The organism is Wolbachia endosymbiont (group B) of Dolichovespula media (genome assembly GCF_947179505.1).
Lineage (GTDB): Bacteria > Pseudomonadota > Alphaproteobacteria > Rickettsiales > Anaplasmataceae > Wolbachia.
Map to the genome: position 1 here is coordinate 199,151 of NZ_CAMXBR010000001.1, position 14,879 is coordinate 214,029.

At 33.7% G+C, this 14,879-nt stretch carries 10 protein-coding genes and 4 pseudogenes; 8 read left to right on the forward strand and 6 right to left on the reverse strand.

Translation table 11 applies throughout. The features are described from left to right. Positions 1–16: 16 nt before the first annotated feature. Entirely contained in the window at positions 17–2,824 is a 2,808-nt protein-coding gene (locus OM967_RS00950; RefSeq protein ID WP_264337372.1) for an ankyrin repeat domain-containing protein, read from the forward strand. Here the strand turns inward: OM967_RS00950 and OM967_RS00955 are convergent. Next, positions 2,808–3,716 carry an Rpn family recombination-promoting nuclease/putative transposase gene (locus OM967_RS00955; RefSeq protein WP_264337373.1) on the reverse strand — a complete coding sequence of 303 codons (909 nt, stop codon included), beginning with the start codon at positions 3,714–3,716 and terminating at the stop codon, positions 2,808–2,810. The genes OM967_RS00950 and OM967_RS00955 overlap by 17 nt on opposite strands. Before the next feature lie 113 nt (positions 3,717–3,829). Between OM967_RS00955 and wmk (OM967_RS00960) the strand changes: the two are divergent. From wmk (OM967_RS00960) to wmk (OM967_RS00985), 6 genes and pseudogenes are all read left to right on the forward strand, one after another. Then, positions 3,830–4,724, forward strand: a pseudogene (wmk, locus tag OM967_RS00960) (WO male-killing family protein Wmk). Between the two features lie 169 nt (positions 4,725–4,893). After that, the gene (locus OM967_RS00965; protein WP_264337374.1) at positions 4,894–5,550 is read left to right on the forward strand and encodes a JAB domain-containing protein; all 657 of its coding nucleotides are present in this window, start codon (positions 4,894–4,896) and stop codon (positions 5,548–5,550) included. A 99-nt stretch (positions 5,551–5,649) separates the two neighbouring features. Continuing rightward, positions 5,650–6,852 carry a hypothetical protein gene (locus OM967_RS00970; protein ID WP_264337375.1) on the forward strand — a complete coding sequence of 401 codons (1,203 nt, stop codon included), beginning with the start codon at positions 5,650–5,652 and terminating at the stop codon, positions 6,850–6,852. Positions 6,853–6,948: 96 nt separating this feature from the next. Next, a complete protein-coding gene (locus OM967_RS00975) occupies positions 6,949–8,016 on the forward strand; it encodes an IS110 family RNA-guided transposase (RefSeq protein ID WP_264337368.1) in 1,068 nt (355 codons plus the stop codon). A gap of 547 nt (positions 8,017–8,563) precedes the next feature. Next, entirely contained in the window at positions 8,564–9,478 is a 915-nt protein-coding gene (gene wmk / locus OM967_RS00980) for a WO male-killing family protein Wmk (protein WP_264337376.1), read from the forward strand. Between the two features lie 25 nt (positions 9,479–9,503). Further along, positions 9,504–10,423 (forward strand): annotated as a pseudogene (gene wmk / locus OM967_RS00985) (WO male-killing family protein Wmk). 118 nt (positions 10,424–10,541) lie between these two features. Here the strand turns inward: wmk (OM967_RS00985) and OM967_RS00990 are convergent. Next, positions 10,542–11,087: pseudogene (locus tag OM967_RS00990) on the reverse strand (patatin-like phospholipase family protein); the annotation flags it as partial. Positions 11,088–11,307: 220 nt separating this feature from the next. On the opposite strand from OM967_RS00990, the gene OM967_RS00995 reads away from it, so the two are divergent. Then, the gene (locus OM967_RS00995; protein ID WP_264337377.1) at positions 11,308–12,321 is read left to right on the forward strand and encodes an IS110 family RNA-guided transposase; all 1,014 of its coding nucleotides are present in this window, start codon (positions 11,308–11,310) and stop codon (positions 12,319–12,321) included. A 45-nt stretch (positions 12,322–12,366) separates the two neighbouring features. On the opposite strand, the gene OM967_RS01000 is transcribed toward OM967_RS00995, so the two are convergent. From OM967_RS01000 to OM967_RS01015, 4 genes and pseudogenes are all read right to left on the reverse strand, one after another. Further along, on the reverse strand, positions 12,367–13,296 hold the full coding sequence (locus tag OM967_RS01000) for a patatin-like phospholipase family protein (protein ID WP_264337378.1): 930 nt from the start codon (positions 13,294–13,296) through the stop codon (positions 12,367–12,369). 318 nt (positions 13,297–13,614) lie between these two features. After that, a pseudogene (locus OM967_RS01005) lies at positions 13,615–14,001 on the reverse strand (patatin-like phospholipase family protein); the annotation flags it as partial. An 8-nt stretch (positions 14,002–14,009) separates the two neighbouring features. Continuing rightward, positions 14,010–14,231 (reverse strand): hypothetical protein, encoded by a 222-nt coding sequence (locus OM967_RS01010; protein WP_015589022.1) that lies wholly within the window; start codon positions 14,229–14,231, stop codon positions 14,010–14,012. Between the two features lie 67 nt (positions 14,232–14,298). Further along, entirely contained in the window at positions 14,299–14,832 is a 534-nt protein-coding gene (locus OM967_RS01015) for an ankyrin repeat domain-containing protein (protein ID WP_264337380.1), read from the reverse strand. Positions 14,833–14,879 lie beyond the last annotated feature (47 nt).

Consider the following 14,879-nt stretch of genomic DNA (forward strand, 5'->3'; position numbering starts at 1 on the left):
AAAGCATATAGGAGTAATGATACTAAAAGATATTACTCCAGATCGGATTAAAGTTTCTAGTATCAATACAGATCTGGTGTTTTCCGACGAAGTATCTAACCATGTAATCAATGTAAAAAATTGGAATAATTCTGAGTCTTATAGGATTTCTACATTGGAATTCGATTTAGGGTTAGAACCAATAATAATCCGGAGATTAGACAGGTTTAGTTTGTCTGATATAGCAGAAATACAAGGTCTGATTAATAAAGCTTCAGAGATTTGCCAAAAGAAGGCTGGATGCGAAGCTAACATTGAAGCTAAAAATAACGATGGCCAAACACTTTTTCATGTTGCTGCTCAAGAAGGCAAATTGCGTTCTATTAGGTTTCTTATAGGTAAAATTGAAAGTATGAATTTTGAAGATAATTTGTATTCAGAACCTGATGAACTAATAAAAGCAGTTCGCCAAAGAGAAAGATTAAAGTCTCTCATAAATGAAAAAGATAAGTTCGGTTATACACCGCTGCAATATGCTGCTAAAAATGGTAATTGGGGTATGGTAAATCTCTTCCTTGATAAAACTGCTGAAAGAAATCCAGATGATGTTGCAAACAAGGATCAATTCTCAATAAGCTGGACCACTGTCCACTATACTGTTTACAATGGTGATTTGAATCTACTTAATGACATATTTCAATTTCTTTCAGATAAAGAGACTATTATTAATACTAAAGACAATAGTGATTGGACACCTCTACACTATGCTGTATATTACAATGCTCTAGATGTGGTAAAATTTCTTGTGAACAAAGGAGCTGATATCAGTGTTAAAGATAAGGATAGTAAAACACCTTTAGACTTAGCTGCTCAAGAGAATGACACAAGTGTAGCAGAGTTTCTAAAGCAAACGGAATTAGATAAAAAATTGTTAGCTGCAGTGCAAGATGCAGGTCTTAATGAAGTTAAAGATCTTATTAATCAGAAGGCTAATATTAATGCTAAAGACATGTACGGTTGGACGCCTTTACACTTTGCTGCTTCTCGTGATAAACTTAGTGTAGTTGAGTTTCTCTTCAATAACAATGCTAATATTAATGCTAAAGATGTGTATGGTAATACACCATTACATGTAGCTGCCCAGTACAGTAGTAGTCTTGAAATAGTTAAGTTTCTTTTAGACAAGGATATTAGCGGTATTAATAATATAACCAATAATGGTTGGACACCATTGCATGTAGCTATACAAGGAAACAAATTAAATACAGTCGAACTTCTTCTTGGCAGAGGTGCTGACATTGAAGTTAGAGATATTTATAACCAAACATCTTTAGATTTGGCTACTCGAAAAGGTTACCTAGATATAGCAGGAATTTTGAAGCAAGTACAATTAGATAGAAAATTGTTGACTATTGTGGAAAGCGGTGGTTTTAATGAAGCTAAAGGTCTTATTGCTCAGGGTGCTAACATTGATACCAATGACAAGAACGGTAATACACTACTGTATTCAGCTGCTGAAATCGGTGATTTAAACCTAGTTAAACTTCTTCTTGATAACGGTGCTAATATTGAAGCTAAAAACGGAGAATATCAAGCAACTCCATTGCATGGAGCGGTTGAAAACTACAGGATAGATGTAGTCAAATTACTCCTTAATCGTGGTGCAAATGTTAACGCTGAAGACAAAGACAATTGGACACCTTTACATTATGGTGCTGATACCAACAGTCTTGATATAGTAAAAGTTCTTGTCGATGCTCATGCTAATCTTGGTGCTAAAGGTAATTACGGTAAAACACCGCTAGATATTGCGAAAGACAAGGGGCACAATAATATTGTGGAATACTTAGAAAAAAAGCTTAGGGAAGAAAGAGGAGAACGCAAACGCCGTCATCACCATGGAGATCACAATTCTCATAACTTATCACGTAAACCCCTTGCTATAGACCAACCTCAGATAGCAACAAGCAGTGGCGCAAAACCATCTTCATGGATAAATGATTTATTTAGTCGGGTGAAAAGCTCTGTAGGTAGATTATTGAGTTCTAAATCTGAGGGGACTGCAAGTTCATTATCACAAGTTGATGGGCAATTTGCCAAAGCGTTGATAAGTAATAGTAGTTTCACAGGTACCACACTACCATCTGATGGTACAGATAAAAGACAAGAAAATGGAGGTTTCTTTCGAGACAACGTCGATTATGTAAATGCAAATCTAAAACGAATGTGTGAAAGGCAAGCACCTGTTAAATTTAAGCCTAAGGATAGAAATACAATATTAGAAATGGGAGATCACTATCTATCACAGGTTGACTTTAATGGTACAATAACTTTATTTGACTTATTGATTAGAAGGGTTACAGGTCAAAAGTATATTTCTACAATAGATCAGTCTATATCTCCACTAGAGGCACAGGAATATACACTCAATATTACAAAGGGATTTGAGAAAGTAGTAGAGCAAGCTGGATTAAAAAGTGGTGTATCAATGCATCGATTAAATATTGATTATATGGGAATGCAAAAAGAGATTACTAGAAAAGTCATGAGTGGTAAATTTAATGAGATTTCAGGGGTTTTAAGCTCATATATAGAGAAGGCATGTCCTAGTAGAGAAGCTGGTAAATTAAGTCCGAAGAAATTTGACAAGTTTATGATTGAATTTAATAAGGGGCTAGATATAACATTAAATCAATCAATACAACAAATATTAAATAATAGGAATAGTACATTAGAAGTTAATGATGTAAAAGAACAACAAATAAGTTTAGAGCCTCAAAGTTATTTAAGTAATGCTTCCGTTCAAGGCCATTTGACTCGGAATAAGGTTAAATTAATTTCTTAATCTCATCTAAAGAAAGGCCAGTGATTTCAGCGATAACATCAATAGAGACACCGGCCTTGAGTGAGTTTTTTGCAACTTCAATTTTACCTTCAATTTTACCTTTTTGATGGCCGATTTGGATGCCTTCTTGTCTACCTTTTTCTTGACCAACTTTAAGACCCTCATCAAATTTTTGAGCAAAAGCAGCAATCTCATCCATTATGCGTTTTTTCATTTGTTCATATGCTAGTAACTCTTCTTCTGACCAATTAAACTTATTCATCTCTTCATAAGCTCGTTTTATTATTACGTCACTACCAACTATTTTATCTAGGTCCTCTTCGCTTGTTTCTGCTGCATATCGGAAAAAATAACACCATTTTTCTACTATATTTTCTAATTGATCTTCCTTCGTCTTTGTAAATTTTGGTAATTCTATGAATACGAAGTAAAAATCCTTTAAGTCATGTTCAAAGCTATTTTGATCTAAAATGACATGATTAGATTTGTACTCAGACTTATCTGGAAAAATAATACAATCAGCAACAGCAATAAAGATAATTTCCTTGAGATTATGATAATTATCACCTTGATCAGCTTGACTTGAGTAGGCTTTGGCAGCATAATATTGAGCACGTTTTTCGAAGCCTTTGGTCTTGGTAAACTGCATTTCTATGATGTATCTTGAACCTTGAGAGTCTTTACAAAGAACATCGACAATACTCTGCTTTTTAGCGGCAATTTCAGGGTCCAAAATGGTAGCTAAGAATTCAACATCGTGAATAGCAGCTAAGCCAGTGAAGCCCAAAATATCGTTTAGGAAATGAATGAGGATATCTTTATTCTTCTCAGTACCGAATATTCTTTTGAAGGCATAATCATTACGCGCATCAAGAAATTTAGAAAAAGCCATGACGAATTAACCTAGAAAGCATTAATAATTATACACAATTGTGAAGAAATATTCAACTAAAATGCAAACATTTTGTATATCTTTATTTGGTAGTATTAACCTATATAGTATTTATGACAAATATTTCCACAAGATACCAGATAGCACAAAAAGTAAGAAATCTTAGATTAACAAAGGGATATACTCAAAAAGATTTAGCGGGAAAAATTGGCGTAACGTATCAAATAGTACTACAATATGAAAAAGGAACACGAAAAATTTCGATTGAAAAGTTGTACTCTATAGCAAAGGTGTTATCAATTGGTATTGTAGACCTCATTCCTGTATCAAATGAGAAAATTTGCCTTAAAACTGAAGAAGAAGAGATATTAAATCTAATAAGAAAGTATAGGAAGATTAACGATCAGGAGTTACGTAGGATGTTTTGTTTATTAACCAAATTTGTTCAAGTTAGTGAGAAAAGTAGTAAAAAAACAGAGAGAATAAAAATTGCAAAAGGTCTGGTTAAAGCAGGAGTTTCTGTTGATACTGTTTCAAAAACAATTGGTCTGTCTGCTGATGAATGTGTTGAAGAAAAAACGGGTTCTATCTACTACCAAATAGGAAAAAAGATAAAAGAATGGAAGAGAGTATACTCAAAAGGATTTGGCTGAGAAAATGGATACAACACGTGATGAAATAAGCAACTATGAGCAAGGACGTGTGGCCATTCCACTGGAAAAATTATATGCAATAGCAGAAACATTATCAATTAGCATTACAGATCTGCTCATAGAGGAAGATGAGATAGTAGAAAGTGAGCTAACTGATTTAATAAAAGAATACAAAAAAATTGAGAGTCAAGAATTACGCTATGCGCTAATAAAATCTCTGTTTGAAAGCATACAAATTTGCGAAGAAAAAGTGAAAAGAGCAGAAAAGATAAAGGATTTAGTGAAAGGAGGAATTTCTACCGATATTATTTTGCAAATAACAGGCCTCTCTTTAGGCGAAATTCAACAGATTTAAAATAAAAAATCAGTATCTATTAACATCTTTACTTTTTGATGAAAAAATAAGTAAAAAAGATTGAAAAATTGATTTGACTTCACTCGAAAGCTATGGCTCTATGCCAATGCTGATAAAAAACAGCAGTAAATATTTAAAAAAAGTTTGTTGTTAGTGAAGGGTAAATTATATGAATAAAAGTAAAGAAGAAATCGAATTCAGAATATTAGAAAGCAAAGGCAAAGCACTACTTGATCGTGAAATAATGGAAACGTTTTTAAGTGCAGTACATGAAAGACCACAAGCTCAAGAAATTGCTAAAAATCTGGTGAACACTTATACGGGAGTAGGAAGGATTTTAGGCCGAGAAATGGATGACCTGAAAGTTATAGAAGGAGTAACTGATTCTGCAGTAGCAATGATTATGTGTGTTAAGGAAACACTAGAAAGGGTACTGAAAGAAAAGCTTAAGAGTGAGCCAATAATGGACTTACAAGGGCTAGTAGAGTACTTAAACGTAAGTATAGGTCATGCAGAGAGGGAATGTGTAAAAATACTGTACTTGAATAAAAGGCGTCAACTAATTGGAGAAGAATCCTATATTGGTGAAATGGAAAAAGCACCAGTATACATAAAGGAAATTATCAGAAAAGCATTAATAAAGAATGCAACATTAGTAATAATGTCACACAACCATCCTGGGGGACGCTTAGAACCATCAGAAGAAGATCAAGAAGTAACGAAGAGCTTAGCAGCAGCATGTAGTACTGTAAGCGTTAGATTATTTGATCATATTATCATTACAAGTGGGGGCTATTTTAGTTTTAGAGAAAGTGGATTGTTATAGCAGAAAGTATTTGCAAATCTACTCACTATGATTTATTATAAGTAATAAAGTGTATAATAACTGTACACTTAGAAAGTATATTTAATAGCGGAGGCTAATATGGGTAATAAAATAATTGTACCTTTTGGTGACAAAAAAGGAGGTACTTACGAATTAAACGTTGACCTTGATAAGTTATCAAAAGGTGAGATGTTAAATGCTATTATAGGAATTGGTCGTACTAAAGAGCAGTCTACCTTTGTAAGCAAAATTAATAAGGCTAAAAAGCCTGGAGATAAAGAAATAGTACCTTTCCCTGGTAGAGAAGTTCGCGAAAACAAAATCAACTATGGGAAAGGATTTGACTATATTTATGGCACAAAACCTTTGAGTAATCAAGCAGATTATCCAGAAGGGTTAAATCCATTTGCTTCAGCTTTGCAAAAAATAAAGCCAAATACAGAAAAGTTGAGCTGGTTTAAAAGTGCTGTAGTAAGAGCAAAAAGTCCAAGTGAACTGCACAAGGCTGTAGACGAAGCACTAGCTGCTGGAGCAAGGCTAAATGCATGTAATGATGGCGAATGGAGCTTCGCAGAATATGTAGTATTAGGTACACATTTTCACAGATTAGAAAAAAGTGATCGAAAAAAGCTAATACGTAAATTAATGCTAAGTGGTGCAGAGTTTCATGATACTCTACTACAGAATAAACTGATAGGTGAAATCTGTAATGAGCTACAGCCAGAAGTTCAGCCACAGATAGATAAGCAACTAGAAGAGCTAGAGAAAGCTGGCGAAAGTGCTGTGCAAGAAGGAGAATTAATAGATATCGAGATAGACAATACAACATCGTATATAGAATTTTCTGATGATAGTAAGGTAGAGGTAGCCAAAATACTGGAAGCAAACAGAGGTTTAATTTTAAGAATGGGCAATAATGCAGTAGAGGTTAAAAGCGAGAAAGGAGATATAAGAAACTATACTGATATGTCAGATGGAAGCTCTATTGTATTAGAATTTCCTACGAGCATTGGTAAGCTTAATATCATATTGTGCCATGATGTAAAAAAATATGATCAAGTACAAGTCAGAGTAGAAAACAAGGAAATGTGGGCTGATTTACAACAAAGAGGAGAAGAAATAGGAAAAAATTGCCTCTTTGGGGGAGTAAAACTTAAAGAAGCAGTAGAGAGAGGTAGTTTCACTAGATGTGGCATATGGAGTGAAAAGTATGCTATAAAAGAGATTAGCAATGATGAAGTATTGTCTTCATGGGTAAATAGGGTATGTGGAGGTAGTAGAGAAACCTTTAGGGAACTTTAATTCATTTATTTTAAGGTTCCAGAGTTTACATACTGTAATTGCTATTGAATGGTGGAGAGACATACTCCATTATTTTAGCACGAAGTAACAAATTCAATGAATTGGTTCTTCAAAGATAATTTAAACTTTTACAGTAGGAGCAGTCTCATGAAGTATTATAGCGGATTAGATGTCTCACTCAAAGAAACTTTTATTAGTATCGTTGATGAGAAAGGAAAAATTGTTAAAGAAGAAGTTGTTGCAAGCAAAAGTGACGCAATAGCTAAGTACCTGCTTGACCAAAGCAAAGGATACGAATCCATAGGAATAGAAAGTGGACAACTATCAATATCAATGTGCAAAGAGCTGAGAAATTTTGGATTACCAGTAACTTGTGTGGATGCAAGGCATATGGCAGCAGCATTATCTGCAAGAATCAATAAGAATGATAAAAATGATGCAAGAGGTATAGCACAGATGATGAGAGCTGGGCTATTTAAAGAGGTATTAGTAAAATCAGACGAAGCTTGCCAGATTAAAGTGGTGCTTGGGAGCAGAAGACAATTAATATGTAGCAGAAAGAAAATTGAGGGAACAATAAGAGGGTTATTGAAAATACACGGGATAAAAGTTGATCAGCGTTCCAGATCTGCAAGTTTCGCTTTAAAAGTGCAGGAAATAATTAATGAGCTAGATGAAATTAGCAAGAATTCAATTGAAGCATTAGTACATAGCTTAGAAACAATAGAAGAATCAATAGGAAAGCTTGATAAAATACTTTCAGAGCAAGGCAAAAAAGACGAGGATTGTAAATTATTAACTACTGTACCAGGAGTTGGTATTATAGTAGCAATGACATATAAAGCTGCAATAGATGATCCGTATAGGTTTGAAACATCTTATACAGTTGGAGCCTATATGGGGTTGAGCCCAAGACAATACGCTTCTGGAGAGATTGATAGGCATGGAAGTATATCAAAAATGGGACCAGTAGAATGTAGGAATATGCTGTACGAAGCTGCACAAGTCTTACTAGTAAAATGTAAAAGGACATTTAAATTGAGGAGTTGGGGATTAAGGATTGCAAAAAAGAAGGGTATGAAAAAAGCAATTGTTGCTGTAGCACGTAAGTTGTCTGTAATCATGCATAAAATGTTGGTTAACAAAACAGAATTTTGTTACTAATAAATGCAAAAAAGTAGATAATTTTATGTAAAGTAAAGATAGCAATGCCGATGGAAGGGATAAGCAAGAGCTCCGGTTGAAGCATAGACTTCGTAGTTTACATGTTGCCGTCCACTTCCGCCTAACAAGTATAGTGCGGCTTGGCTAAAATATAAACTAGCCATATCAGACCGCGGAGAGAACCATGGAAGCGTGCTATTTTAACTTATATAAAATCATTAAGGCTATGGGGGAAAAAATGATACCTTAGTTTTTATAAGCTTAATGAATATGTGGATAAATACTTTAAATGTGTGTAGGCGTATTTATCCACATATTCATTGGCTACACTAATTTAAAAGGGGTTAATTAGAAATTTAGTACTAGTTTTTAGTTGCCGATAAGGCACTCTTTGATTGAACAAAACAACATGATAGTAAATAAAAGGTTGTATTAGAGCTGAATTTTACATCAGAAAATATTTTTCATGATACAAAAAAAATTATTATTGACTTGTATGCAATTAGAGAACTGGAGCCTTTGAGCTATAGTAGAAAATATTATATATATGGTTTTTTGCGTGGAAAAAAGTCTAGACTATGAAGTAGGGCAAAAATTGAAAAGTTGGAGGTTAGAGCGAGGGTATACTCAAAAGGATTTAGCGGAGAAAATTGGTGTAAAGTACTGGGTAATACTGCAATATGAGAAAGGGAATCGTAGAGTTCCAATTGAAAGGTTATATGCTATAGCTGAGGCACTATCAATCAGTATTACGGATCTTATTCCTGTATCAAAAATCTGTCTTGAAGATGAGGGAGAAGAGATATTAAATCTAGTAAGAGAATATAAAAAGATTAATGACCAAGAGTTACGTAAAATATTTTGTTTACTAACCAAATTTGTCCAAGTTAGTGAGAAAAGTAGTAGAAAATCGGAAAAAATAAAAATTGCAAAGGGCTTGATTAAAGCAGGAGTTTCTGTTGATATCGTTGCAAAAACAATTGGTCTGTCTGCTGATGAATGCGTTGAAGAAAAAGGAGGTTCTATTTACTGCCAAATAGGAAAAAAGATAAAAGAATGGAGGCTAGTGAGGGAGTATATTCAAAAAGATTTAGGAGAGAAAATGAGTACAACCCGTCACGAAATAAGCAACTATGAGCAAGGAAGGACTGCTGTTCCACTTGATAAATTATATGAAATGGCAGAAGCGTTATCGATTAATATTACAGATCTACTAATAGAGAAAGATGAAGGTAGTACAGTAGAAAATGAGCTACCTGATTTAATTAAAGAATACAAAGAAATTGAGAGCCAAGAACTACGTAATGCATTAATCAAATCTCTGTTTGAAGGTATAAGGATTTGTGAAGAAAAAGTGAGAAAAGCGGAAAGGATCAAAGTTGCAAGAGATCTAGTAAAAGGGGGAATTTCTATTGATATTATTTTGCAAATAGTTGGTTTATCCGCTGATCAAATTGCATGAAAATTTATTTCTAAATAAGGTATATATGTTTGTTTCTGTAAGAGATATTAGTTCTATAAGTTATAAAATAGGGCAAAAAATAGAAGATTGTAGATTAATGCAAAGGTGTACTCAAGCAGAGTTAGCAAGTAAAATCGGATTAGCATATAAAGAAGTAACCAATTATGAAAATGGGTATATTCCTATTACGATTGAAGTACTATATGTAATAGCAAGAGTACTGTCAGTTAATGTTGTAGATCTATTACCTAAACCAATAACAGTAAGAGAGTATGAAGATGAAGACGAAGAAATACTCTATCTAACAAAAATATACGAGAATCAAAAGTTAGGCAAAATAGTACCTTCATTAGTCAGGTTTGTTCATATTAGCGAAAAAATTAATCAAGAAGAAGCAAGGTTGGAAATAGCAAAAAATCTAGTCAAAGAAGGAGTTTCAGTTGACATAATTTCCCAAGCAACCGGCTTATCTATTTACGAGTATGATAATACAGAGAGAGAAATCTGCACTGATTCTATATATTACAGAGTAGGGCAAAGAATAAGAGAATGGAGGTTGATAAGAAGGTATACTCAGAAAGATTTAGCGGATAAAGTTGGTGTAACACTCAAGGAAATACACGAATATGAAAAGGGTATACTGCAATATCATTTGATAAATTATATGAAATAGCAGGGGAATTATCAGTGAATATTAAAGTTTTGCTACCTAAAACAAGAGAAAGCAAAAAGCTATTGAGTTTAATGGATGAGTACAGAGAAGATGAGACTCAAGAATCACTAGTCAAATCTCTATCTGAAAGTATGAAAAGTGGCAAGAAAAAAGTTAAAAAAATAGAAAAGATCAAAGTTGCGAAAAATCTAGCAAAGGCAGGTGTTGCTCTTGATATTATTGTGCGAGCAAGTGGCCTAACTGCTGATGAGTTGAGTGATTGTGAAAATTGAATTGTATTTTAGATATAAGTAAGAATAGTTAATATATTATCTATTCCAAACCCTTGTTTAGCTCTGCAGAATTTGCTAACCAACTTTTTTGGCTCAGTTGAATTTTGCTTGGTATAAATTAAGATATGAAATCGCAAAGTTTATCTATTAATTTCTGGTTGTCCTCTATCATTGCCTTTGCCTCTTGCTGAAGAGATTTGATATTTTTTGATGTAATGTTATCCATCTCAGTCGATGCTACTTTCAATTGCGATTGTATTCTTATATATTTATCGTCTATTACTTGTTCTAGTTGATAATCAACGCAATCCAATCCAGAGGCAAACATCACATTCAGTAGTGGCTTGACCCACCCTATTTTGCCAAATTTCCTTGAGTTAGCATACTTTATACTTCTATCTGTTCCACCAGTGCCTATTGATAGCAGTATAATCTCATCATTTGGAAATAACCTCTTAGCACTTGCATATGCACAAGCCGCTGGATTATTAGCAAACACTCCGCCATCTATCAACACTCTCTCTGTTTGGCTAATTTTTAGACGTTTTGGTGTAAAGTACGTTGGGGCAGCTGTTGTAGCTCTGAGTGCATCTTTCAACTTAATGTTTTCTTCTTTCCAACTTTTGAAGAAAAACTCACAACTATTGTGAATGTCATAACTTGTATCTTGTAAAAAGCATCTAGTGTTTTAAGCTTAAGCATTAGGTGGAGAAGGGAAGAACTCTGAGTCATAACTTAGATATAAAATCTGTTGACCAGATAAGAGTCCCCTTCTCAAAAGTATAGGCTGGACGGTATCGTAGAAAGACCTCAATGGTTCTAATTCTGTATTCACAAGGTAAGCCTTACTTTTCATTTTAAAATAGTAACGTATGGAGTTATATATGATCAACAACTTTCTTGGTATAGATGTTTCAAAAGAACGCTTTGACGTTTTTCTTTCGTTTATAAGTAAAAAAGGAAAACGTGAAACTAGAAAAAGGAAATTTAAAAACGATGATTCTCGATTTCAAGGCCTGGCAAACTTTCTACAAAAACATAACATAGAAGAGGTAAAAGCCTGTATGGAAGCTACTGGTTGCTATAGTGAAGCTTTGGCTGAATTTCTCCACAATGCCGGATATTTCGTTAGTGTTGTAAATCCTTATTGCATAAAATCTTATGCAAGGAGTAAGCTGAAACGACAAAAGAATGACCAGTATGATGCAGAGATTATTGCAGATTATTGTCAAAGACAGGAACCTTCTCGTTGGACACCACCTTCTCCTGAAAAGAAAAAATTAAAACATCTTTATCGTTGCTCAGATGCATTAAAAGATGAGTTAACACTAGCAAATAATCATTTAGAAAAAAAAGAGAGACTTCCTGAAGAAGTTGTAAATGCTTGGGAAAGCCTTGCAATGAACATAGAACAATCAACAGAAACAATAAAAAACTCCGTACGTGAACTATTAAATCAACACAAAGAATTGTTGGAAAATTTTCAACTTCTATTGACTATTCCAGGCATAGGAGAAGAATCAGCAATAGCTATTTTAGCTGAAATTCCTGATATAAAAACTTTTATAAATGCCAGGCAATTGGCAGCATATGCTGGAACTATACCACAAAATATAACATCAGGCTCATCTGTACATGCCAAGCCCAGATTAAGTAAAACCGGTTCACGCATATTACGTAAGGCAACGTACTTTCCTGCTATAGTAGCTAAAAATCACAATCCTATCATTATGACTTTTTGTGAGAAGTTAAAAGAGAAAGGCAAGCATAATATGGCCATTGTGGGAGCTGCAATGCGTAAATTACTCCATATAGTTTTTGGTGTTTTAAGTTCAAGGAAGGCTTTTAATCCAGATCATATCAAGAACTATAGAGTTAGGAGGTTTACTGAAGCTTAAAAGGAAACGTCCAAAAATGCGAGTTCTAGATTAAAAGGTTAAAGTTTATGATACTACTGTACAGAATTTATCTATTGCTTTTTGATTACATTCAATCATCATTTGTGCTTCTTTTTTTAAACACTTGATATTTTCGTATGTTGTATTGTCCATCTCCGTTGATGCTACTTTTAGCTGCGATTGAATTCTGATATAGCTATTGTTAATAATCTGGTCTAGCTGATAATTTACACAATCTAGTCCAGAGGCAAACATTACGTTTATCAATGGCTTAATCCAGGATATTTTGCCAAGTCTTTTCGATCTGAGGTATTTAATGGAATGAGACGATCTGCCAGTGCCGATGGACAGAAGTACTACATCATCGTTAGGAAATAGCTTTCTGCTGCTTGCATAGCTACATGCTGCTGGATTATTGGCAAAAACTCCTCCATCTATTAATACCATTTCCTTTTGGTTGATTTTTAAATATTTAGGTGCAAAGTAAGTAGGTGCTGCAGTTGCTGCTCTTAATACATCCCTTAATTTAATAAAATTTCTATCCTCTTTCCAGCTTTTGAAGAAAAATGGGCAATTATTGTGAATATCGTAACTCGTAATCAACACATTACTTAAAGTGTTTTTAAGGATATCATCGCCAAAATATTTATGAAGTACATGTTCAATATTTTTACTGGGGTATTGTGCACCGTTAATCCAAGAAAATATTGATCTTCTTAGAAATGAAGACTTAAAAATATAAGGTCCGTACTCCTGATAAAGATTAACCAAGTCATCAGCTGAATATTGTAGCTTTCCTTTGCTATCTTTTTTACATAATCCTGCTACAATAGTACCACCAGTTGAAGTACCCACCAATAAATCAAAAATTTGAGAAATAGGTTTACCCGTTTTTTGCTCTATTCCGGATAATATCATTGCTGGAATAATTCCTCTTATTCCACCACCATCAATTGAGAGAATATATTTTGTCATTTGTACTAAACTTTAGATGTTCTTGAGTATCTTTATTACCTGGTTACAATTGCTGCTTGTTTTATAAGAGACAGATTCGCTGAACGTATAACTGATGCACTGCCTCTCACATTGACTTTAACAGAGTTGCTTAGTAACTTTGTAAAACAATTCTCATAAAACTAAGAAGGCACAGTAAAAAATTAGTGTAACTATTTATAAGTACGCCACACAAACTGAAAGTACTTATAAATAGTTACACTAGTTTATAGAAGGTATCAGCCTAAATTAAAACTTTTTGTTATTTTTTATTCTTTTTAGCTAAATAATTTGTTGACAATAAAGACGGTATCTGGTGAGTAGTAGATTACTCGCAACATCGGCCATAGTACTTTCACCAAAGTATTTGTTGAGAATAAATTCCATATTTCTATATGAGTACTGAGAACCACTCAGCCAAGAAGCAATTGATTTTCTCCAAAATGATGATTGAAAGATATATGCTCCATACTCTTGGTAAAGTTCAACCAAATCATTGGCAGAGTATTGAAGTTTATTGCTTTTACAAAGTCCAGCAACAATAATCCCACCGGTTGAGGTTCCTGCCATTAAATCAAAAATCTGGGAAATTGGCTTTTTTGTCCTAGATTCAATTTCTGCTAGAATAATGGCAGGTATTATCCCTCTAATGCCACCTCCATCTACAGATAAAATGTACTTTGTCACTGTAAAATTTATTTGTGTTTGTGAATAGCTTCAAGTTCGTTGACTTCTTCAGTGAGGTTTTTCACTCTCTCTTCAAGTCGATAGACTATTTCGATTAGTCCTTGGTTTTTTTCTATAAATTTATCATGGATGTGTACACGTAAGTCAAGTTTTGCCAACCACCATATGAATCCTACAGTCTGTAGAACTATTGTTATTATTACCGCTATTGGGATTTTTTGCTTTTTCATGTGAAAATATTAACTTGTTATGGATAGTTTTGGAAATTTATATGCAGATTATAGAAAACTTACAGCTTTAGTGATTACTTTTTGTTGATTCGTATTGATCTTCTGCTTTAGCAAGTAGCTTTATGATTTCCTTGTAAGGTTTATCTTTATTGTGCCTTGACCTTAATACAGCTACATCTCTTGGATTTTTTCCATCTGTGTCTCTAATGGTAGGGTCTGAACCTTTGTCTAATAAAAATCTAATTATCTCCAATTTGCCTTCATATGTAGCTGCATGTAAAGGTGTCCATCTTTCATATTTCGTAGCATTTATATCAACTCCTTTTTCTACTAGGAATTTTACAACCTCTGCACATCCCTCTTCTGCAGCATAATGTAGTGCTGTTAATTTAGGGATCTGCACATTAATATCTAATAGATTTTCTACTAAGAATTTTATAGTCTCTAAGTTACAATTTTGAGAAGCAATGCGTAACATCGTTTTATAATTATCTGCAGCTCTTGCCTTCATGTAGGAATAGGTAGCAATAATACATACTATTACTGTTATAAGCCACCAAAAATGCAGCTTGTTTTTTGTATCTTGACCCAATTTATCCATATTCAACATCTTTTTAATATTAAATAGATCATTTACTCATTTTTTAT

Excerpts from the sequence above, each read along its gene's own strand:
- OM967_RS00950 (WP_264337372.1), top strand. The coding sequence starts at position 17 with ATGATACTAAAAGATATTACTCCAGATCGGATTAAAGTTTCTAGTATC.
- OM967_RS00955 (WP_264337373.1), bottom strand. The coding sequence starts at position 3,716 with ATGGCTTTTTCTAAATTTCTTGATGCGCGTAATGATTATGCCTTCAAA.
- OM967_RS00965 (WP_264337374.1), top strand. The coding sequence starts at position 4,894 with ATGAATAAAAGTAAAGAAGAAATCGAATTCAGAATATTAGAAAGCAAA.
- OM967_RS00970 (WP_264337375.1), top strand. The coding sequence starts at position 5,650 with ATGGGTAATAAAATAATTGTACCTTTTGGTGACAAAAAAGGAGGTACT.
- OM967_RS00975 (WP_264337368.1), top strand. The coding sequence starts at position 6,949 with ATGAATTGGTTCTTCAAAGATAATTTAAACTTTTACAGTAGGAGCAGT.
- wmk (WP_264337376.1), top strand. The coding sequence starts at position 8,564 with ATGGTTTTTTGCGTGGAAAAAAGTCTAGACTATGAAGTAGGGCAAAAA.
- OM967_RS00995 (WP_264337377.1), top strand. The coding sequence starts at position 11,308 with ATGATCAACAACTTTCTTGGTATAGATGTTTCAAAAGAACGCTTTGAC.
- OM967_RS01000 (WP_264337378.1), bottom strand. The coding sequence starts at position 13,296 with ATGACAAAATATATTCTCTCAATTGATGGTGGTGGAATAAGAGGAATT.
- OM967_RS01010 (WP_015589022.1), bottom strand. The coding sequence starts at position 14,231 with ATGAAAAAGCAAAAAATCCCAATAGCGGTAATAATAACAATAGTTCTA.
- OM967_RS01015 (WP_264337380.1), bottom strand. The coding sequence starts at position 14,832 with ATGGATAAATTGGGTCAAGATACAAAAAACAAGCTGCATTTTTGGTGG.